Source organism: Bradyrhizobium sp. SZCCHNRI1029 (assembly GCF_032487555.1).
In the GTDB taxonomy this organism is placed as follows: domain Bacteria; phylum Pseudomonadota; class Alphaproteobacteria; order Rhizobiales; family Xanthobacteraceae; genus Bradyrhizobium.
The window spans coordinates 1-20,945 of the sequence record NZ_JAUEUK010000004.1; the positions used below are offsets into that span (position 1 = coordinate 1).

The following is a 20,945-nucleotide window of genomic DNA, read 5'->3' on the forward strand; positions in this document are numbered from 1 at the left end:
TCGCTCGCCCCTCTGCTTGACGAATCGAGCCGATTTTGAAGTGTCAACCATCTCCCCGAACACCCGTCAGCTATGTCACCGGGCTGAACAGAAGCGAAGCAATCCAGAGTCGCGCGCTGAGCCCTGGATTGCTTCGGCGCAAGGGCGCCTCGCAATGACGTGGAGAGACATAAGATCACCTTCTCGCGGCGCATCGGCGCCCGAGCTTTGCTGTTCGTTTGCCCCCTTGAATACAGAGGGCGCAGGGAAGACCGGGAGCTCGCCGCCCCCATGGCCCCCGTGCGAAAGAAATGCACGGGGCAGGAACCACAGGTTCGGCTGGGACATCCCGGCCTTCCCTGCGCGATGGCTTTACGGCTTACTCCGTGCTCTCCCCAGGGACCGGCTGTCTTGCCCCTGTCATCAGCGCCATCGTCGGCGCGAACTTGATCTCAGCACCGGGAGATCAGGACCACACGGCTTGATCGTGCGCATCAAACCGTTCGTCGGCACGATCGCTCGCGCTGCGGTTCGATACGCCCATCGCATCCCGCACCCCACGTTCGTGACGACCGCGATACGCCCCTCAGATCGAGGCGGGACGAGCGGAGTGAACATCAAATTCTGAAAAATGGAAACAAGAATATTTTTGCCGATGGGACTGGACACGAGTGATCCAGCTGAACTGGCTGACGAAATCAGTCCATCGGCGCACATGGAATTGACAGCTCGACAGGCCATGAGAGGAGAGCGCGCGCCGCAAATCCAACAAAACTGAGCGGCCGATTTGCCCGACGGGCGGGCGGGGATTTTCGCCGTCGCTGCGTCGCAACGACCGCAACAAACTCGGCCCCTGATCTCGCCATATCCTGCGATCGGGCAATGAAGACGTGATCCCGATAGGGGGAGACCAGATCGCGATCGAGCTGAACGTGATCAAGAACTCGGCATCGATAACGTCTCCAGCTCCTCGATGCCGATGGGAGGCTTGCTTCGCCACGCCATGATGAAAGCGCGCTTGGCCAAGCCGTCCTGAACACGAGCGATCTGCATCCGCTCTCTGGCAATCCGCGCCCGCAGCAGGGGATCGCGAGTTCCGGAGGCGGCGAGGCATTTGTTGATCACCCAACCGAACGGCTCGATGCCGGCGCGCCGCAGGTCCTCCTGGAGAGCGGCGGCCTCCGAAACGGGAGTCGTTTCCGGCAGGGTCACCAGGATGATCTGCGTGTAGGTGGAATCCTGCAACCGCATCAGCGGCGTGATCACCCGGCCGGCACCGCCCGGCTCCAATTGGCTCGTCAACTGGCGATGATAGGCCCCGGTCGCATCGAGTAGGAGCAGGGTATGACCGGTCGGCGCCGTATCGAGCACCACAAAGGCGCTCCGAGCCTCCGCAACCACGTGCGAGAAGGCATGGAAAACGGCGACTTCCTCCGTGCAGGGCGAAGCCAGGTCCTCAAGCAGGAGCGCCTTGCCCTGCTCATCCAGGTCGCGGCCGCGGCTCGCTAGTATTTTCGCGACATAGCGCTCCGTCTCGCGCCGAGGATCGATCCGGTCCACCGTCAGCCCTGGGCTCGCGGCGTCAACGACATCCGTGACGTGGGCCGCTGGATCGGTCGTGCTGAGGTGGACGGCATGCCCGCGCCTCGCGAGGCCGACAGCGATGGCAGCCGCAATCGTCGTCTTCCCGACGCCGCCCTTACCCATGACCATGATGAGGCCGCGATTGCGGTGAGCGATGTCATCGACCAGACGGTCGAGTCCCTGCACGTCAACCGGCACTCCAACTTGTTCGCCAGTCGACGTCTCAAGCCGTGGACCGGACGACGACAACACTGCCCTGAGCGCCGCGAGACCCACAATGTCGAACCCAACCAGTGGGATTTCGTCCCGCGGCAGCTTACGCAGCGAGTCCGGCATCGAGGCGAGAGCCTCATCCTGATCCCGCTCGAGTGAACTTGCGACCGCGTCAGTAGGGTCAGTGGCGTGAAAGCGTCCGTTCACGGCGAGCGTCTGATTGGTGAGATTGAGCCCATCAAGTTCGCTCGACGTTCGCGCCGCCTCCCGGATTGCGCTCCGGTCGGCGCGGGTCACCAGGACCACGGTCGTCCGCCTCGGATCGCTCAGCGCCTGAAGCGCTTGTCGAAAACGATCCTCCTGCATCTTCAAACCGGAATGCGGGCCGAGGCAGGAGGCGCCGCGGCTGTTGTCCTTCAGAAAACCGGTCCAAGCCTTCGGCAGGCTCAGGAGCCGCAGGGTGTGGCCGGTCGGGGCCGTATCGAAGATGATATGGTCGTAACCCGCCCTGTCTCCGTCGAGCAATCCGACGAACTCGTCGAATGCGGCAATCTCGGTGGTGCATGCGCCGGAAAGCTGCTCGCGTATGGTCGATCTCTCCTGATCGGTCACCGTGGGCTCGAGCTGTTCAAGCACGCGAGCTCGGTAGCTCTCGGCTGCGGTCTCAGGGTCGATATTCATCGCGAAGAGCCCTGCCGCGTTCGGCACCGGCACTGGACTGTCAGTTAGTTCAACTTCCAACATCTCGTCGAGGTTCGACGCAGGATCGGTGCTGACCAGAAGGACACGCAACCCACGGTCCGCGAGACTGATGGCGGTCGCACAAGCGAGCGACGTCTTGCCCACACCGCCCTTGCCAGTGAAAAAGAGAAATGGCGTCGGAGCGTTCAGCGCACGCAATCGAAGCATTCAAATCCCTTCCAAGTGATTGTGTGCGACATTGCCGACCCGGGAGCCAATACGATTTTTGTCGCCGACGTTCGTTCGATCCTGTGCATAACCCTGGAATGCCCGACTGACTTTGACGTCCTTTCGGGTGACCAGTCATCCTCCCCGCCTGGATCGGCTGCTGCAGACCAATCGACTGGTAGAGCCTCGGCCGGATTCCTTAATTGCGATAAGTCAACAATCGTGCCGCGGAGCGCAACAGTCGTCGGCATTGCGGCAGCTGCTGTCTGCGATTCCACGACGTGGAAGACCGGCGGCCCGGCCCCGGATGCAGCCCCAAGCCTTCCAGCGTAAGCCACGAGAAGCGAAATTGCCGTGGCTGGCGAGCAGGTCGAATGTTCACGTCTCGGCTCCAAGTTTGTCGCGCAGGTCAGTCGCTCACGTTGCGTTCAGAACGGCGCGCCCATGATCTGCACGCGCCAGCGGGATCGCCGGTGGCGCGTTCAGCAGGACGGGACTCCAAAGCAGCCCCCTCTCGTTGACTTCCGATGGAACCCGACGCCTTCAGAAATGTTGCTCCGCAGTTCCATGCAGCAAAGCGAGAATAAGTTGAATCGCCGTCAGTTCATTCAATCAGCGGCTGCGATCCCGGTCGCCGCATCCTTGACGCGGAGCGCATCAGCCGCGCCGCCTGCGGCGCAGCCGTTCAATGCGGCCTATGTGCGCGACCTCGCGCGCAATCTCGCCGCCAAGCCCTACGCTGCGCCGGATGACAAGCTGCCGGACGCGCTGGCGAAGCTGAACTACGACGCCTACCGCTCGATTCGGTTCTTGCCGGACCATGCGCTGTGGCGCAGTGAGAACCTGCCGTTCCAGGCGCAGTTCTTCCATCGCGGCTCGATCTACAAGGACCGGGTCGAGATCTATGAGGTTGCGGACGGCAAAGCCAGCCCCGTGGCCTATCGACCCGAGGACTTTGCATTCGGTCAGCAAGTCCCGGCCTTCCCGGCGGCCGATCTCGGCTTTGCCGGCTTCCGCGTCCACGCGCCGATGAACCGGCCGGACTACTACGACGAGGTCTGTGTGTTCCTCGGCGCGAGCTATTTTCGCGCCGTCGCCAAGGGTGAGATTTACGGACTGTCGGCGCGCGGGCTCTCGATCGACACCGGCGAGGCCAAGGGCGAGGAGTTTCCGGTGTTCAAGGCGTTCTGGCTGGAGAAGCCGACGCAAGGCGCCACCGCAATGGTGGTGCATGCGCTGCTCGACAGCAAGAGCGCGACGGGCTCCTACCGGTTCACGATCCGCCCTGGCGAGACCACCGTATTCGACGTCGAGGCATCGCTGTATCCGCGCGTCGAGATCGCTCACGCCGGACTGGCGCCGATGACCAGCATGTTCTTCTTCGGACCCAACGACCGCAACGACGTCGACGATTTCCGCCCCGCCGTGCACGATTCCGACGGGCTTGCGATGTTCAACGGCAAGGGCGAGCAGTTGTGGCGCCCCCTCAGCAATCCGCGCGACCTGCAGGTCAGCGTATTCAACGACCTCAATCCGCGCGGCTTCGGCCTGATGCAGCGGGAACGGACATACACCGCCTATCAGGATCTCGAATCGCATTTCGAACGGCGGCCGAGCCTGTGGATCGAGCCGATCGGCGACTGGGGTGACGGCGCGGTGGTGCTGTTCGAGATCCCCACCAACCAGGAAATCCACGACAACATCGCCGCCTTCTGGCGGCCGAAGACGCCGCTCGCGGCCAAGGGCGAGCACAACATGACCTATCGCCTGCACTGGGGGCCCGATGTGCCGAAGCCGAATACGCTGGCGCGCTTCACGCGCACTGGCGTGGCCACCCGCGGCGAAGGCCGGCTGTTCGTTCTCGAGCTCCAAGGCGACGCCTTGAAGAGCCTCGATCCGAACATCGTCAAGGGCGTGGTCAGCGCGGCGAAATCCGAGGTGACGAACATCGTCGCGCAGCCGAACCCGGAGACGCAAGGTTGGCGGCTCAGCTTCCAATGCGCGGTCGGCGATGCGCCGGTCGAGCTCAGGGCCGAACTGGTTGCCAACGACAAGCCCGTATCCGAAACCTGGGTCTATCGATGGACGCCATGACCGCAGCGCAGCCGCGTCCGACCTATGAGGCTAGCGACGCGAGCTTTCTCCCGGCCGAGGCGCCGCTCGCGATGGTGCCGTCGCCACTCAATCATGCCGCGCCCGGCCGACGTGCCATCACGAGCGGCGGCCGCATCGCATTCCGGCGCGCTCTCATCTTCGCCGGCACCGCGGCGCTGACGCTGGTGGGCTGCTACAAGATGTACGAGGTCGTCGAGGTCGGTGGCGTGACCGTGCTGGAAGGCATGGTACTCGTGCTGTTCTCGATCCTGCTCGCGTGGATCGCCTTTGCCTTCGTTTGTGCGCTGGCCGGCTTCTGCGCCCTGCTGGGGCGGCGGCGCGATACGATCGCGATCGACATCGACGGTCCCCTGCCCTCTTTGTCCGGCCGCACAGCCATGCTGCTGCCGACCTACAATGAGGATCCGGACGCGGTGATGGTGCGGCTGCGCGCCATGATCGAATCGGTCGCCGGGACGGGACAGGCCGAGCGCTTCGACTGGTTTCTGCTCAGCGACACCACCGATCCCGACATCTGGATCGGCGAAGAGGCTGCGTTCGTCGATCTGCGCCAATCCTGCGGCACAGATCGGGTGTTCTACCGCCACCGGGCCGACAATGTCGCCCGCAAGTCCGGCAACATCGCCGACTGGGTGCAGCGCTTCGGCGCGGCCTACGACTATATGATCATTCTTGATGCCGACAGCCTGATGAGCGGCGCGACCGTGGTCCGGCTGGCCCATGCCATGGAGAACGCGCCGCAGGCGGCGCTGATCCAGACCCTGCCCGTGATCGTCAACGGCACCAGCCTGTTCGCGCGGCTGCAGCAGTTCGCGAGCCGGCTGTACGGCCCGATGATCGCGGCCGGCAATGCGTGGTGGTACGGCGCGGAAGGCAATTACTGGGGCCACAATGCGATCATCCGGGTCGCGGCCTTCGCGCAAGACGCGGCGCTGCCCGAGCTCCCCGGGCGCAAGCCGTTCGGCGGACATATCCTGAGCCACGATTTCATCGAGGCCGCCCTGATGCGCCGCGCCGGCTGGGGAATCTACATGACGGTCGATCTCGACGGCAGCTTCGAGGAGGTGCCGCCGTCCCTGATCGATCATGCCGCGCGCGACCGGCGCTGGTGCCAGGGCAATCTGCAGCATCTCGCCGTGCTGCCGGCGCGCGGCCTGCACTGGGTGTCGCGGCTGCATCTGCTGATCGGCATCGGCGCCTATGTCACCGCGCCGTTGTGGTTTGCCTTTCTCGTGCTCGGCATCCTCATCTCGCTGCAGGCCAACTTCGTCAGGCCCGAATATTTCCCCAAGGGCTTTGCGCTGTTTCCGACCTGGCCGGCCCAGGACCCGGTGCTCGCCGCCCAGGTCTTCGCGGCGACGCTCGGCCTGCTCATGGTGCCGAAGCTGCTCGCCTGCCTCGTCACGTTGTTCACGCCGACGCGACGCCGAGGCTTTGGCGGCGGGTTGCGCCTCTGCGTCGCCGTGCTGGCGGAAACGCTGCTCGCGGCCCTGATCGCGCCTTCGATGATGATCTTCCAGTCGATCGCCGTGATCGAAATCCTGATGGGGCGCGACGCCGGCTGGCAGGTGCAGCGCCGCAGCGACGGCGGCGTGAGCCGGCAGGAGATCCTTCGCAAATTCGCGCTGCCGACGGTATGCGGCCTGGTCATGGCGGCGGGCGCCTATGCTGTCTCCGTCCCCCTGCTGGCCTGGATGTCGCCGGTCATCGCCGGCCTCGTGCTGTCGATTCCGATCGGTCTGCTCACGGGCGGCCGCAGCACCGGCGCGCGCCTGTTCACGACGCCCGAGGATCGCGCTCCGCCGCCGGTGCTGGTCCGCGCCAAGCAGCTTGCGGAGAATCTGCGGCCGGATCGCCGGGCGGCGCTGGTCGAACTGCGCCAGAACGCCGGTCTCTGCCGCCAGCACGTTGCGTCCCTGCCGCCGCCTCGGCGTCGCGAGCCGGGCGACATCGACGTCGACCTCGCCACCGCCAAAGCGCGGATCGCGGGGGCCGGCTCGTTCACGCAGGCGATCCGCTTCCTGTCGCGCCGTGAGATCCTGGCCGTGCTCAGGGATGGCGCGACGCTGGAGCAGCTCGTCGCACTTCCCGCATGAGCGCCTGGACGACCTGCCCTATTTGGTCAGATGCGCCGATGCGATCGCCTGCTGGAACAGCGCGGTAAGCGCTGCGCCGATGCTGCCGCTCGAATCGACCTCGTAGTAGTAGCCCGGGCTGGCGCACGATTTCATGATGCCGCTGATCGAATCCCGCCATGGCGCGATATAGGTCGTGTACCAGCTGTTGTTGGTGATCGCGAGATAGGTGGTGTAGAGCACGGCGATCTTGATGCCACGAGCCTTCAACGCATCGCAGGTCGTCGTGTTCAGCGGTTCCTGGCAGCGGCCGCCCGAGAGAACTGTCTTGCTGCAGGTGGTCGGATAGGAATAGTCGGCGACGCCGTCGGAGACGAAGAACAGCCATTTCTGCGGGCTGGTCGACGAGCCATCGCCCTGGGTCGGGATGACGCCGTTCATCGCGGACATCGCACCGTCGAAATCGCTGCACATGTCGTTGTTGTAGCCGCTGTAGGGGATCGTCATCAGGTCGAGCGAACCGACCGACGATTTCACCGAGGACATGCTCGAGGACAGGCTGGCGATGGTCGTCAGGCCGAGCGAGCCGCAGTCGCTGCCCAGGCTGTACACCGCCATGCGGTACTGGTTGCTGACGACCTGGCTGGCGGTCGCCGTGTCCGTGAGCGACTGCGTCGCGCTCCGGACGACGTCGATGCGCATCGTCACGCCCTTCTTCTTGGCGATGGAATAATAACTGTTGGTCTGCAGCGTCTTCTTCGAGCTGGACGTATAGGTGTCGTGGCAGGCGAAGGCGCACTTGTCGGACGTCGCATTCTGCAGCGTCGTCATGTCGGCCGTGGTCGCGCCGAGACCCTGCGACGGCGAGTTGTCGAGCAGAACGTAAAAGTCCATGTAGGTCGGGAACGAGGCCGAAGCCGACGACGAGGCCGAGACCGTCATGGTCGGGTAGCCGAACATGTGCATGAAGGCCGTCTTGACCACCACGGTGGCGCTGCCGGTCACGGTCCGCGCGGTGACGCTATCGCTGATATCGATGTTCAGCGAGTCCGCCGCCAGATTGTGCGCCGACATCTGGCCGTTGAACATGTTGGTCGCCGCCGTCTTGGCGTCCGACGCGGCGCCGCGCATGGCGGTGTAGCCGGTCGCGGCCAGCATCGCGGCGTCCATCGAAGCCGACAGCTTCGCCTTGGCGCGCACGGCCATCGAATAGTCGATCGCCGAGCCGACGAAGGCGAGGATCGGGAGCAAAGCAAGCGCGAAGATGATCGCGATGTTGCCGCTCTGGTCGCGACGGAACCGCGACAGTAGCCTGAGGTATCTATTTCCGGCCAGCACGGCCACACTCCAACGAACACGGTGATGTTGCCGGGAATGTTGCGGATCAAGCGTTGCATTGGAATTGATGGAATTGCCGAGAATTGGTTACGTTGCGTTTCCGATTGTCGTAAGCGGCCTTTCTGCGGTGCCGTTGCACCACTCGGAGCGACATGACCGCCATGCGGACGCTTTTTTTTGGCGGGCCCCGGCATCGAATGCCGGACGGATCTCATCGGCCCGCCGCCCCTGATCGGCGCGGCACCCCTCCTCTGGTACCCCGATTGCAAAGCGGCGGCACCGATTGCATAGTCCGCGCGGTTTGCAGCGCCGGGGCGCGCTGATTCTCTGGGGGAGTTGGGGACGACGATGGCGGATGCCGATCTTGATGCCGTGATCCGGCAACTGGCCAAGCAGCAGAACAAGGCCATTCTGGCAGCGGCGAAGAAGCGCAAGGACCGCTTCAACGGCATGGCCGTCAAGGCCAAGGACAAGGACGCCAAGGAGCGCTTCAAGCTGCTCGCCCGCGAGGCGGTCGAGCAGGCCAATGCCGCCGCCCGACGGCTCCTGATCTCCGCCGACAACGTCGCCGACAGCTACGCCCGCGCGATGCGCCAGGCCGCCGCCGCGGAGCTGCCCAGGAAGCCGGAGACCAAGCAGCCGGAGAAGAAGGCCGACGGTGCGGCGGCCAAGCCGCAAGGCGGCAAACAGGCTGGCAAGGCTGCCAGGAGGGATCCTGCGAGGCCCGCGCCGAAGAAGGCCGCCCGGAAGGCCTGAGCCGGCCATCGAGCGCGGGACGCCGCGCCACTCCGGAAAATTCCGCGCTCGATAGCAACCATCGCCGCGCCCTTCGACTTGCCTCCGCAACATTCTGTCCGGAGGACCGTATGAAGGCGCTGGTTTGGCATGGCAAAGAGGACATTCGCTGCGACACCGTCAGCGATCCCGAGATCGAGCATGACAGGGATGCCATCATCAAGGTGACGAGCTGCGCGATCTGCGGCTCCGACCTGCATCTGTTCCACAACTACATCCCGGCGATGATGCCCGGCGATATCATGGGCCACGAGACCATGGGCGAGGTCGTCGAGGTCGGTTCCGGCGTCAACGGCAAGCTCAAGAAGGGCGATCGCATCGTCGTGCCCTTCACCATCATCTGCGGCGAATGCGAGCAGTGCCGGCGCGGCAATTTCTCGGTCTGCGAGACCACCAACCGCAACAAGCATCTTGCCGAGAAAGTGTTCGGACACACCACCGCGGGCCTGTTCGGCTACACGCATCTCACCGGCGGCTATCCGGGAGGCCAGGCCGAATACCTGCGCGTGCCGTTCGCCGACGCCACGCACATCAAGGTTCCCGACGGCATGACGGACGAGCAAGCGCTGTTTCTCAGCGACATCTTCCCGACCGGATGGCAGGCGGCCGCGCAATGCGACATCGAGCCGGACGATACGGTCGCTGTGTGGGGCTGCGGCCCGGTGGGACAGATGGCGATCCGCAGCGCCATCCTGCTCGGCGCCTCCCAGGTGATTGCGATCGACCGCATTCCGGAGCGGCTGGCGATGGCCGAGGCCGGCGGCGCCATCCCCATCAATTTCGACAAGGAGAGCGTGGTCGGGCGGCTGAACGAGCTGACCGACAACAAGGGCCCGGAGAAGTGCATCGATTGCGTCGGCTTCGAGAGCCACGTCACCCTTGCGCAGCCCGACAGCGTGATCGATCGCGCCAAGCAGATGTTCATGCTCGAGAACGACCGGCCGCACGTGCTGCGCGAGATCATCTATGTCTGCCGTCCCGGCGGCATCGTCTCGATCCCCGGCGTCTACAGCGGGCTGTCCGACATGGTGCCAATGGGCGCGCTGATGAACAAGGGCCTGACGATCCGCACCGGCCAGACCCACGTCAACCGCTGGACGGACGACCTCGTGCAGCGCATCGAGGATGGCCAGATCGACCCGTCCTTCGTCATCACCCACACCGTGCCGCTCGCGCAGGGACCTGAGATGTACCGCGCCTTCCGCGACAAGCAGGACAGCTGCGTCAAGGTCGTGCTGAAGCCATAAGGGATCGCATCGCATGTTTCATTTCTCGAATCTCGTGAGATCCAAGGGCGACCCCAAGATCATCTCGACCGGCCCCAGCTCGCTGACGCCGGCCGATCGTCTGGCCCGCGGGCTCGGCTGGTTCAGCATCGTGCTCGGCACGCTGGAGCTGCTGGCGCCGCACCGCGTCACGCATGCGCTCGGCATGGAGGGCCGCGAGGGACTGGTGCGGGCCTATGGCGTGCGCGAGCTGTTCGCCGGCGTGCTCACGCTGTCGGTGGAGAAGCGGGCCGGCCTGCTGAGCCGCGTCGCCGGCGACGGGCTGGACATGCTGACGCTGGCCGGTGAGCTCAGGCCGAGCAATCCGCGCGCGGGCAGCGTGCTGGCGGCGCTGGTCATGGTCGGAGGCATCACGGCGCTGGACTACATGTGCGCCCAGGACGTCAAGAGGCAGCACGATCCGCGGCGCGGCCGCAAGCGCCTCTATAGCGACCGCAGCGGCTTTCCCAGGGGCATCGCGGCCGTGAAGGGCGCGGCGCTGCCGCGGCCGTCGCGCAGCACCGCCGCGACCTAGCCCGCCTGTGACAAAGCGTCCTGAAGCTACGGCTTCAGGACGACAGAGAACAGGCGAAAGCCCGCGACCTTCGGAAACGCCTCCGCGGCCTCCGGCGAGACCAGGGCCACCACGGCCGCGCTCACCTCGCCATTGTTCAACCGGGTGATCGCGGTGGCCTGCCCTTCCAGCAGCAGCACCTCCGTCGCACCGGCCGCATTCATGGCCGCGGTGATCTTCGCGTTGGACTTGGCGTAGCGCTCGTCGATCGCGATCACCTTGCCGCTGAGATCGCCCAATCCGCGCACGGTGGGACGCGCCAGCAGCACCGCGACGAGATGACTGTCGGCGGGCCCCTCTGGGACACGCAGCGCGGTCATCCGCTCGGCCAGCTCGGCCGCCACCGTCACCGCAGCCACCATGACGTCGCTCTGGACCTTGGCCGGATTCGGCATATCCGTCGTGACGGAGGGGGTCTTGATCACCGGCGCGGGCGCGCCGTCAGCCGGCGCGACCGGATCGGGCCGCGGCGTTCGCGCTGGTGCCGCGAGCGGCTTTTCGATCGGTTTGTCAATCGCCTTTTCAATCGGCTTTTCAATCGTCTTGGCGGTGACGATTGGCGACTTGACCCGGCGCTTTGCGGCGCGGGCGTGCTTGTGCTGCAGAGCCGCGCGGCGCGCGACCGCGGCTGCAGGCTTGTGGATCGTGTCGGCAGGCTCCAATGATTGCGGCGACTGGTCGGCGACGGGACCGTCCACGCAGGGCCTTCCGCTCAGATCGACGCAAGGCGAGGCCACCTGCGGCGTCACCTGGTGGCTGCAGCCGGCCAGGGCCAAGGTTGAAACGACGGCCAACGCGCCGAGACAAAGCGCTCTCACTTTTCCGCTCCTGACGACTCTCCCGCGCACGAGACGCGCCTCTGCTCCGGCCTGCTATTTCAACGGCCATCCGTTAAACTCAGGCTTAAGCGCCGGTCCCGGCACGCGGACTCAGTGAGGCGTGGTTAATGTCGCGCGCACAAGGCGGCGACATTGGCCGGCCTCGACCGCGAGAACCCGGCATTCCCTCAGCGGATATCAAATAGGCTTCACGCCGCCGCGGGGGGCGTGCACGAATTCCGTTGATCGGATCACCGCGCGCCGCCATGTTGCGGCAGGTTCGTCGCGACGCCCCGCGTTCCCTGCGCCCGCCGCGGCGGAACGAAGCGCCGCCGCAGATGTTTCTCGAACTTGCGAAGGATGCTCCATGGCCAAGACAGACCCCGCAGCCGGCAGGCCGATCGCCAATGCCGCGCTCGCCAACATTCCGCGGCTGATCACGGCCTATTATGCGCTGAAGCCCGACCCGCACGAGCCGACCCAGCGCGTCGCTTTCGGCACGTCGGGGCATCGCGGCTCGTCGTTGAAGACCGGCTTCAACGAGAACCACATTCTCGCCACCAGCCAGGCGCTCTGCGACTACCGCCGCCAGCAGGGCCTCGACGGCCCCCTCTTCGTCGGCATCGACACCCACGCGCTGGCCGAGCCGGCGCTTGCCAGCGCGCTCGAAGTGTTCGGCGCCAATGGCGTCGAGGTGATGGTCGACAAGGACGGCGGCTACACACCGACGCCGGTGATCTCGCACGCCATCATCTCCTACAACAAGGGCCGCACGGCGCATCTCGCCGACGGCGTCGTCATCACGCCGTCGCACAATCCGCCGGAGGATGGCGGCTACAAATACAATCCGTTGCATGGCGGCCCCGCCGACACCGACGCGACGGCCGAGATCGAGCGGCAGGCCAATGTGTATCTGGCCAACGACCTCGATGGCGTATCGCGCATCAGCTACAGCCAGGCCAAGCAGCGCGGCTCGTTGCACGCTTACGACTACATCACGCCCTACGTCGCCGATCTCGCCAACACCGTCGATCTCGACGCCGTCAAGGCGGCCGGGATCAAGATCGGCATCGATCCGCTCGGTGGCGCGGCGATCGCCTACTGGGCGCCGATCATCGAGCGCTACGGTCTCAACGCTGAAATCGTCAACGACGTCGTCGATCCCACCTTCCGCTTCATGACCGCGGACTGGGACGGCAAGATCCGCATGGACTGCTCCTCGCCCTACGCGATGGCGAGCCTGATCGGCATGCGCGAGCGCTTCGACGTCGCGTTTGCCAACGACACCGACGCCGACCGCCATGGCATCGTCACCCGCTCGGGCGGGCTGATGAATCCCAACCACTATCTAGCGACGGCGATCTCCTACCTGTTCGCTCACCGGCCCGGTTGGCGAAGCGATGCCGCGATCGGCAAGACCATCGTGTCGAGCTCGATGATCGACCGCGTCGCGCGCAAGCTCGGCCGCAAGCTCGTCGAAACCCCCGTCGGCTTCAAATGGTTCGTCGAGGGCCTCGGCTCCGGCAGTTTCGGCTTCGCCGGCGAGGAGAGCGCAGGCGCCTCGTTCCTGAAGCGCGACGGCACGGTGTGGACCACCGACAAGGACGGCCTGATCCTCGGGCTGCTCGCGGCCGAGATCATGGCCAGGCGCGGCCGTGACCCGAGCGAGCTCTACAAGGAGCTGACGGCCGAGCTCGGCGCGCCGGTCTATGAGCGCATCGACGTGCCGGCGAGCCCGCCGGCAAAGGCGGCGCTGAAGGCGCTGACGCCGGAAATGCTGAACCTGAAGGAGCTCGCCGGCGATCCCGTTCGCATGGTGCATACGAAGGCTCCGGGCAACGGCCAGTCGTTCGGCGGCATCAAGGTCGAGACCGACTACGGCTGGTTCGCGGCGCGACCCTCCGGCACCGAGGACGTCAACAAGCTCTATGCCGAGAGTTTTCGCGACGCCGAGCATCTCAAGCGGATCCAGAGCGAGGCCCAGGCGGCGCTGGCGAAGGTGGGATGAAAGGGCGAGTAGCGAATAGGGCGTAGCGAATAGGGTTCTCGCCGTTTCCCATTCGCCATTCGCTATTCGCCCCTGCCCCCTTCCCTCCCGCCCCCCGCATCGGATATCGATGGCTGGACAACGACCTGACAGCCATCGGTGAGACCGGATGCGAAGCTCTTCGACTGCCTTGCGCGTCACCTTCAGCGCGCTCGCAACCTCGTTCATGCTGGTTGTCAGCGCCGCGGCGCAAATGGCGCCGGAGGCGGCCGCACCACGTCCGAAGCCGGCGCCATCGATGCGCGCCGCGGCCTGCCATAACGGCCAGAGCTTCGACCGGTTTCTCGCCGAGCTGAAGCAACGCGCCATTGCCGAAGGCGTGTCGCAGCGCGCGATCGCGGCCGCCTCGCCGTACCTCACCTACAACCAGGGCATCGTCAATCGCGACCGCGGCCAGCGCGTGTTCGGTCAACTGTTCACCGAGTTCGCCGGCCGGATGGCCGCGCCCTACCGGATGCAGAACGGCCAGCAGCACATCCGGATGCATGCGGCAGCGTTCGCGCGCGCTGAGAAGGAGTATGGCGTGCCCCCGGCGGTCATCGCCGCGTTCTGGGGCCTGGAGAGCGATTTCGGCGCCAACATGGGCAATTTGCCGGTGCTGCCGTCGCTGGTGTCGCTGGCCTATGATTGCCGCCGCAGCGAGCGCTTCCAGAATGAGACCATCGCCGCGCTGAAGGTCATCGACCGCGGCGATCTCGCGCCGGAGGAGATGATCGGCTCCTGGGCCGGCGAGCTCGGTCAGACGCAGTTCCTGCCGACCCACTACGTCACCTATGCCGTCGACTATGACGGCGATGGCCGCCGCGACCTCCTGCGCAGCGCGCCCGACGTGATCGGCTCGACCGCGAACTACATCGCGACCGGACTGAAATGGCGCCGCGGCGAGCCGTGGCTGGAGGAGATCCGCGTGCCCCAGGCGTTTCCGTGGGAGCAGGCCGATCTCACCGTCAAGGCGCCGCGCAGCAAATGGGCCGGCCTCGGCGTGACCTATGCCGACGGCCGGCCGCTGCCGAACGATGCGCTCGAAGCCTCGGTGCTGCTGCCGATGGGCCGCAACGGCCCGGCGTTCCTGGCCTATGCCAATTTCGCCGCCTACACCGAGTGGAACAATTCGCTGATCTATTCGACCACCGCGGCCTATCTCGCCACCCGCATCGCCGGCGCGGCGCCGATGCGCAAAGCCAGCGGCCCGGTCGCGCAACTGCCGTTCAACGAGATCAAGGAGCTGCAGCAACTCCTGGTAAAGGCCGGCTTCGACGTCGGCAAGGTCGATGGCGTGCTGGGGCAGCAGAGCCGCATCGCGGTCAAAACGATGCAGGTGCGGCTCGGGCTGCCGGCCGATTCCTGGCCAACGGCGGAACTGCTCGTACGCATGCGCGGCACGCCGCGGGCGCAGGCGGCGCCGGCTTCAGCGACAGCGACACGGTAGGTGAGCCGACATCATCGCGCGGCGCTCCTCGTCTCTCAATTGCAGATGACTTATTGTCCGACTTCATGCGACCGTGTCGTCCGCTCTTCGCTATTCCAATTTATCACCTCGGAATTGGACGGCCAGATGATCGCTCAGGACAAAAGCGCGAGCAGACGGGCAATTGAAGCCCGATTTGGCTTGTAGCGCCGATCTTCATCCTGACCCTGTTCGGCCACCCAGGCTCGTCGTTCTCCACGACCTCGATCCGGCATTTCGGCCACGGCTTGGGGAAATCCTCCAGGGGACGCGTCCACAATCGCCGTGACCTCAGCGTGAACGACTGGAATGCACGGCGACCGCAAAAACCAGAAAGATGCAGTTGCATTCTCTTGGACGCCGCCCCATCTCCGAGGGCGCGCGCTTTCGTCGCGACGTCTCCTGCCAAAAGAGAGCATCATGTCCTTTTACGATTCGACCGTGCCGGCCTACCTCCAGATCCTCGGAAGCCTGTCCGGCCTGCTCAGCAAGGCCGAGGCCCATTGCGAAGCCAAAAAGATCGCCCCCGAGGTGCTGCTCGGCGCACGGCTGTATCCGGACATGCTGCCGCTCTCCAAGCAGATCCAGCTCGCCTGCGACTTCGCCGCCAAGGGCTGCGCGCGGCTTTCCCATAGCGAGGTCCCGAGCACGCCCGACACCGAGACGACGTTCGCCGAGCTTCGCCAGCGGCTTGCCAGAACCATCGATTACCTGAAGACGTTCCAGCCGGCGCAGTTCGAAGGGGCCGATAGCCGCGACGTCACCTTTCCAAGCGGGCCCAACACCACGCTGACCCTGAAGGGGCAGGACTTCGTCAACCGCGTCTCGTTTCCGAACTTCTATTTCCACGCCGCGATCGCCCACGGCATCCTCCGCCACAACGGCGTCGAAATCGGCAAGCGGGACTTCCTGGGCGTCGCCTGATCCCTTTCGTCTATTGCAACAGGCTATCCAACGGATGGCCTGTTGCGGCCGCTCCATCGCGCGGCACGTCTGCGCCGGACGGATACCTCGCGGCATTGCGCTGTTCGCGGCAATGCACAACTCACCATGACCCCCCTCCCCTCTCCTGGAAAGATCCCGATGAGTGCATCCAAACTGTTCGCGCCATATCAGCTCGGTCCGGTCACCCTCGCCAATCGCGTCGTGATGGCGCCGTTGACCCGCAACCGCGCGGTGGACGGCCTCGCGCCGGGTCCGCTGACGGCCGAATATTACAGCCAGCGCGCCTCCGCCGGCCTCCTGATCTCCGAGGCCAGCCAGGTCTCGCAGCAGGGCCAGGGCTACCAGGACACGCCTGGCATCTATTCCAAGGAGCAGATCGCCGGCTGGCGCAAGGTGACCGACGCGGTGCATGCCAAGGGCGGGCGCATCTTCATCCAGCTCTGGCATGTCGGCCGTATCTCCCATGTCTCGCTGCAGCCGAATGGCGGTGCGCCGGTCGCGCCCTCGGCGATCGCGGCCAAGACCAAGACCTTCGTCGGCGGCGCGTTCACCGACGTCTCGACGCCACGTGCGCTCGAGCTCGCGGAAATTCCCGGCATCGTCGCGGCGTTCAAGCAGGCCGCGCTGAATGCGATCGAGGCCGGCTTCGACGGCGTCGAGATCCATGGCGCCAACGGCTATCTGCTCGACCAGTTCGCCAAGGACGGCGCCAACAAGCGCACCGACGCCTATGGCGGGTCGATCGAGAACCGCGCAAAGCTGATGCTCGAGGTTGCCAAGGCCGTGTCGGAGGCGATCGGCGCCGACCGGACCGGCATTCGGCTATCTCCGGTGACGCCGGCCAACGACATCTCGGATTCCAATCCGCAGGCGCTGTTCGACTACATCGTCGACCAGCTCGCGGCGCTGAATCTGGTCTACATCCACGTGATCGAGGGGGCGACCGGCGGTCCGCGCGACGTTGCGCCGTTCGACTACGCGTCGCTGCGCAAGCGCTTCAAGGGCACCTACATCGCCAACAACGGCTATGACCTCGCGCTCGCGAACAAACAGCTCGATGCCAACGCGGCCGACCTGATCGCCTTCGGCCGGCCGTTCATCGCCAACCCGGATCTGGTCGAGCGGCTCAAGGTCAGCGCGCCGCTCAACGAGCTCGACCGCGCCACCCTCTATGGCGGCGGCGAGAAGGGCTACACCGACTATCCGACGCTGAAAGCGGCGCAAGCGGCGGAGTAGTCGCCATCACGTAGGGTGGGCACGGCGCACGAGAGGCCGCGCCTGTCGCGACATCTGGCCTCGCGCCTTTGCCCACCCTGCGCTTCTGCGATCCGGCCCATCCCCACCTACATCATGCTGCCGGGCAGGAAGCACCGCACATCGATGCGCAGGCCCGTATTCAGCTCGCGATAATACACGGGCCATACCATCGTCCGGCCGGCGCGATTGGGCTCGGCCACCACGGCCTCTTCCGGAACGACCCACCATTGGCCTTCAATGCGAACACGGTAGCGGCCATCCTTCGTGTCCCAATCCGTGTCCGAGAGCGCGGTGCCATCCGCATCCGAGCAGCACGGCCCCTTGCCCGAACGCAAACTCTCGAACCAGCCCTTGAGCGGAGAATTGGCGTAACGCCCATCGAGATCGCGCGCCGCCGCATCGCCAAGCAGCAGAGAATGCGCCCCCAGACTGCCAGCGAGAAGCACGACAGAGATTGTCGCTCGCACCCACGGAGGCACGTGGGGCCGGTGAACGGCCTCCATCGATGACGCGATGATCGATACAAGGCTTGAAGATCTACGGCTCATATGCGCCACCTCGCTGCTCGATACGATGCGCAATAGCTGGTCGGGTTCTGTGGCGGAAGTTCGTAGTTGGCGAAGGCCGGCAGCAACTAATCGCGATGCTTCGCAAATTCCACAGGCGCGCAGCGATCTCGTTCACGAGGTCAGCGGGATAATTGCCCAAAATCCATCGTGAGCAGACTCATCGACGATTCATACCGGCTGCGTAGGGTGGGCAAAGCAGTCGCCCGCAGGGCGGTCACGTGCCCGCCGTGCATCCGCGCAAGCGGAAGGAATGGTGGGCACGGCGCGCGGTGGAGTTGAGCTCGTGACATGCAGTATCGCACGCGCGCCTTTGCCCACCCTACGGCAGCGGAGACACGTCACGCTTTTAGTCAAGCAAGAAGAAGGCCGGGATTTCTCCCGGCCTTCCTGCCACGGTGGGGGCTGCCGTGGCGCGGCGCGGATGCGCCTATGGTCGTCAGGATGCGAAGCTCAGAACTTCGCCCGGATGCCGGCGTAGGCCGCGAGCGGCATCCCCGGAACCATGCTACGCGGATCGTTCAGCGCGAACGCCGTTCCGCCACCGGCGGTGTTGAAGCCGGCGGGGTCGAACACGGTACCTGCCGAGTAATAGCGCTGATTGAACAGGTTCTGGATCAGGCCGAACACCTCGACGTTCTTGGTCACCTGATAAGATGTGTTGACGTTCACGACCCAGTAGGCCGGGACCTTCGGGTAGACGTTGGTCTCGTCGTGCAGCAGGTACTGGCTGCCGACATAGTTGACGCTCGCCCCGACCTTCCAGGCGTCGGTCACGGCATATTCTGCGCCGAGCTTCAGGCGGTGCGCCGGAATGCCGGGAATGTGGTTGCCGGAGACGACGCCGACCGGCACCCGCAGGAACGGATCGTTGACGTCGAAGGCGCTGCGGAAGGTGGCGTCGATGAAGGTGTAGTTGGCGTAGGCGGTCCACCGGTTCCAGGCCAGGTCGACCTTGGCCTCGACACCCTGGCGCAGCGTGGTGCCGGCGTTCTTGAAATAGCCGCGCACCGGGTTGGCCGGGTCGACCACCTGGATGATGTCGTCGGAATTCTCGGTGCGAAACAGGCTGAGGCCCCAGCGCAGCCGCCAGCCATCATCGACCGCCACCGATTTGATCGGGGCCTTGCGGTAGGCCGGCAGGTCGGCAGCGTAGGCCGAGCGGCCGCCGGAAATCTCGCCGCGCAGGCCGCCTTCGACGGTGCGGGACACCACCTGCTTGAGCGGCGGATCGGCGATCAGGAAGTTGTCGATCAGGCAGGGATTGGCCGGATCGGAGCAGCCGAGCTCGAGCGGCGTCGGCGCACGGTTGGCTTCTGAATAGCCCGCGTAGGCGGTCATGTCAGGCGTGATCTTGTAGGTCAGGCCGACCACCGGGTTGAAGCGCTGGAAATTGTTGTTGCTGTTCAGCAGCGGCGCGAAGCCGGTCTGGTCGCGCAGGTTGATCTGCGCCCAGTTGAAACGGCCGCCGGCGGTCAAGGCGAGCTGCGAGGTGATGTCGAAGGTGTTGGTCGCATAGATGCCGAGATAGGTGTTCTTGGCATTCAGATTGACGGGAGCAAGGCCCGCGTTGGGCTGGTCGATGTAGACGCCGAGGCCGGTGACGAACAGGTTGTTGTCGATGGTGCCGAGCTCGGATGTGGCCTGGAAGTTGGTATTGCCGTGATCGACGCTGGCGCCGACGACGAAATGGTTGTCATGGCCGAAGAGCTGCGTCGTTGAGGTCGCCTGCAGCGAGCCGCCATAGCTGTCGGTCTTGACGGTATTGCGGTCGATCTGGCCGAGCGCCGCATCGGCGGCCAGCGTGTTGGCGGTTGGGCCGTTGCGGTTGATGTCCCACGGGGTCCCCGCGGCGTCCTCAAGGACGAACACGCCGCCCCCGTCCCGCACCTCGGTGCTATTGCCATCGACGCGCGCGGATTTGTAGTTGCGGTAATAGCCGTTGGCCTGGATCGACAGCGTGTCGGTCGGCGTCCACTTTGCGCTCGCCTGCACCATCTGCATCTGCAGATGCAGCGACTGCGGCCAGGTATAGACGCTGGACCAGCGCTGGTTCAGCATCTCGATCGGTGTCGCGGCGACCGAGCCGAGCTTGTTGTCGGCACCGGTGAAGGAGAGATGGAATTCGGTGTTGTCGCCGCGCGCGCCGAAATCGGCATACATGCGCCGGATCTGCGAGGCCGACGAGTAGTCGCGCCAGCCGCGGTCATAGGCGCCTTCCGCCGCGATATAGGCCGAGTAGGTGCCGTTGTTCCAGCCGTATTGAGCGCCCGACTGGATCCGGCCGAACGAGCCGCCGAACAACTGCGCTTCCCCGCCCTGGTAGTTGAAGCCGTTCTTCATCTCGATCGACAGCGCACCGCCGGTGGCGTTGAGGCCGAACAGCGGATTGTTCGGCATCAGGGTCATGCGTGCGATCGCCATTTCCGGGATCAGGTCCCAGTTCACGACGTCGCCGAAGGCCTCATTGATGCGGGTGCCGTTCTGGTAGACGGCGATGCCCTGCGGCGTCCCGAGCACCGGCGAGGCAGTCTGACCGCGATAATTCAAGTCGCGCTGGAACGCGTTCCCGGTCTGGTCGCTGAGGGAGACCCCGGGCACCGACTGCAGGATGCTGTCGAGCAGCGTCGGCGCGCGGCTGTGGTCGAGCTCCCGCGCCCCGATGGTTTCGACATTGGAAGGAATCTTGTCCTTCGCGATCTCGCTGCCCTGAACGGGCGAGACGCCGACCACCTCGATGGTCTGCAGGGTTTGCTGCGCGAACGCAGCCGCAGGCAGCAACGCACAGGTCGCGAGAAGCGCGCTCTTCAGCGCCGACAGTCTGGTCAAGACGTCCCCCAGTTTCTTGTCGACCGGTTCCGGCAACAGCCCACGCCCCTGAGCCTTTACCCGCACCAGAACTGGCCGATTTACCCGTCTACGAACGTTAACATTCGTAAACAGCCCTCCAGTTCGTCGCAACGGGCAATATTCTTCGGCCCCTAGGGACAATCTTCCCGGATCCGGAAAGTGGCGATC

Annotated in this window: 14 protein-coding genes; 9 read left to right on the forward strand and 5 right to left on the reverse strand. The window is 65.1% G+C overall.

The features are described from left to right. Positions 1-915: 915 nt before the first annotated feature. A complete protein-coding gene (arsA, locus tag QW861_RS12250; protein ID WP_315717317.1) occupies positions 916-2,685 on the reverse strand; it encodes an arsenical pump-driving ATPase in 1,770 nt (589 codons plus the stop codon). Positions 2,686-3,273: 588 nt separating this feature from the next. On the opposite strand from arsA, the gene QW861_RS12255 reads away from it, so the two are divergent. Then, positions 3,274-4,779, forward strand: a complete 1,506-nt coding sequence (locus QW861_RS12255) for a glucan biosynthesis protein G (RefSeq protein ID WP_316167427.1) — start codon at positions 3,274-3,276, stop codon at positions 4,777-4,779. Then, positions 4,767-6,896, forward strand: a complete 2,130-nt coding sequence (gene mdoH / locus QW861_RS12260; RefSeq protein WP_316193100.1) for a glucans biosynthesis glucosyltransferase MdoH — start codon at positions 4,767-4,769, stop codon at positions 6,894-6,896. Before QW861_RS12255 ends, mdoH begins: the two co-directional genes overlap by 13 nt. Before the next feature lie 18 nt (positions 6,897-6,914). On the opposite strand, the gene QW861_RS12265 is transcribed toward mdoH, so the two are convergent. Next, on the reverse strand, positions 6,915-8,213 hold the full coding sequence (locus QW861_RS12265) for a TadE/TadG family type IV pilus assembly protein (protein WP_315717320.1): 1,299 nt from the start codon (positions 8,211-8,213) through the stop codon (positions 6,915-6,917). A 348-nt stretch (positions 8,214-8,561) separates the two neighbouring features. Between QW861_RS12265 and QW861_RS12270 the strand changes: the two genes are divergently transcribed. The 3 genes from QW861_RS12270 (at position 8,562) to QW861_RS12280 (ending at position 10,808) form a co-directional block, all read left to right on the forward strand. Further along, entirely contained in the window at positions 8,562-8,969 is a 408-nt protein-coding gene (locus QW861_RS12270) for a hypothetical protein (protein ID WP_315717321.1), read from the forward strand. Positions 8,970-9,079: 110 nt separating this feature from the next. Further along, a complete protein-coding gene (locus tag QW861_RS12275) occupies positions 9,080-10,255 on the forward strand; it encodes a zinc-dependent alcohol dehydrogenase (RefSeq protein ID WP_316167422.1) in 1,176 nt (391 codons plus the stop codon). Between the two features lie 13 nt (positions 10,256-10,268). Next, positions 10,269-10,808, forward strand: coding sequence for a hypothetical protein (locus QW861_RS12280; RefSeq protein WP_315717323.1), 540 nt, complete (start codon positions 10,269-10,271; stop codon positions 10,806-10,808). A 26-nt stretch (positions 10,809-10,834) separates the two neighbouring features. On the opposite strand, the gene QW861_RS12285 is transcribed toward QW861_RS12280, so the two are convergent. Further along, a complete protein-coding gene (locus tag QW861_RS12285; RefSeq protein ID WP_315750382.1) occupies positions 10,835-11,665 on the reverse strand; it encodes a hypothetical protein in 831 nt (276 codons plus the stop codon). A gap of 367 nt (positions 11,666-12,032) precedes the next feature. On the opposite strand from QW861_RS12285, the gene pgm reads away from it, so the two are divergent. From pgm to QW861_RS12305, 4 genes are all read left to right on the forward strand, one after another. Next, positions 12,033-13,673 (forward strand): phosphoglucomutase (alpha-D-glucose-1,6-bisphosphate-dependent), encoded by a 1,641-nt coding sequence (gene pgm, locus QW861_RS12290; protein WP_316171611.1) that lies wholly within the window; start codon positions 12,033-12,035, stop codon positions 13,671-13,673. A gap of 232 nt (positions 13,674-13,905) precedes the next feature. Next, the gene (locus QW861_RS12295) at positions 13,906-15,141 is read left to right on the forward strand and encodes a lytic murein transglycosylase (protein ID WP_315827133.1); all 1,236 of its coding nucleotides are present in this window, start codon (positions 13,906-13,908) and stop codon (positions 15,139-15,141) included. A gap of 438 nt (positions 15,142-15,579) precedes the next feature. Then, positions 15,580-16,083, forward strand: a complete 504-nt coding sequence (locus QW861_RS12300; protein WP_315717326.1) for a DUF1993 domain-containing protein — start codon at positions 15,580-15,582, stop codon at positions 16,081-16,083. A gap of 159 nt (positions 16,084-16,242) precedes the next feature. Then, on the forward strand, positions 16,243-17,340 hold the full coding sequence (locus QW861_RS12305) for an alkene reductase (protein ID WP_315717327.1): 1,098 nt from the start codon (positions 16,243-16,245) through the stop codon (positions 17,338-17,340). Between the two features lie 107 nt (positions 17,341-17,447). Here QW861_RS12305 and QW861_RS12310 read toward each other — a convergent pair whose 3' ends face one another. Then, positions 17,448-17,864 carry a hypothetical protein gene (locus QW861_RS12310; RefSeq protein ID WP_409998626.1) on the reverse strand — a complete coding sequence of 139 codons (417 nt, stop codon included), beginning with the start codon at positions 17,862-17,864 and terminating at the stop codon, positions 17,448-17,450. A gap of 516 nt (positions 17,865-18,380) precedes the next feature. Continuing rightward, the gene (locus tag QW861_RS12315) at positions 18,381-20,756 is read right to left on the reverse strand and encodes a TonB-dependent receptor (RefSeq protein WP_315750379.1); all 2,376 of its coding nucleotides are present in this window, start codon (positions 20,754-20,756) and stop codon (positions 18,381-18,383) included. Positions 20,757-20,945: the final 189 nt, after the last annotated feature.

Bases quoted from the DNA above. Each gene is read 5' to 3' on its own strand.
- arsA (WP_315717317.1), bottom strand. From the start codon at position 2,685: ATGCTTCGATTGCGTGCGCTGAACGCTCCGACGCCATTTCTCTTTTTC.
- mdoH (WP_316193100.1), top strand. From the start codon at position 4,767: ATGGACGCCATGACCGCAGCGCAGCCGCGTCCGACCTATGAGGCTAGC.
- QW861_RS12270 (WP_315717321.1), top strand. From the start codon at position 8,562: ATGGCGGATGCCGATCTTGATGCCGTGATCCGGCAACTGGCCAAGCAG.
- QW861_RS12275 (WP_316167422.1), top strand. From the start codon at position 9,080: ATGAAGGCGCTGGTTTGGCATGGCAAAGAGGACATTCGCTGCGACACC.
- QW861_RS12280 (WP_315717323.1), top strand. From the start codon at position 10,269: ATGTTTCATTTCTCGAATCTCGTGAGATCCAAGGGCGACCCCAAGATC.
- pgm (WP_316171611.1), top strand. From the start codon at position 12,033: ATGGCCAAGACAGACCCCGCAGCCGGCAGGCCGATCGCCAATGCCGCG.
- QW861_RS12295 (WP_315827133.1), top strand. From the start codon at position 13,906: ATGGCGCCGGAGGCGGCCGCACCACGTCCGAAGCCGGCGCCATCGATG.
- QW861_RS12300 (WP_315717326.1), top strand. From the start codon at position 15,580: ATGTCCTTTTACGATTCGACCGTGCCGGCCTACCTCCAGATCCTCGGA.
- QW861_RS12305 (WP_315717327.1), top strand. From the start codon at position 16,243: ATGAGTGCATCCAAACTGTTCGCGCCATATCAGCTCGGTCCGGTCACC.
- QW861_RS12310 (WP_409998626.1), bottom strand. From the start codon at position 17,864: ATGGAGGCCGTTCACCGGCCCCACGTGCCTCCGTGGGTGCGAGCGACA.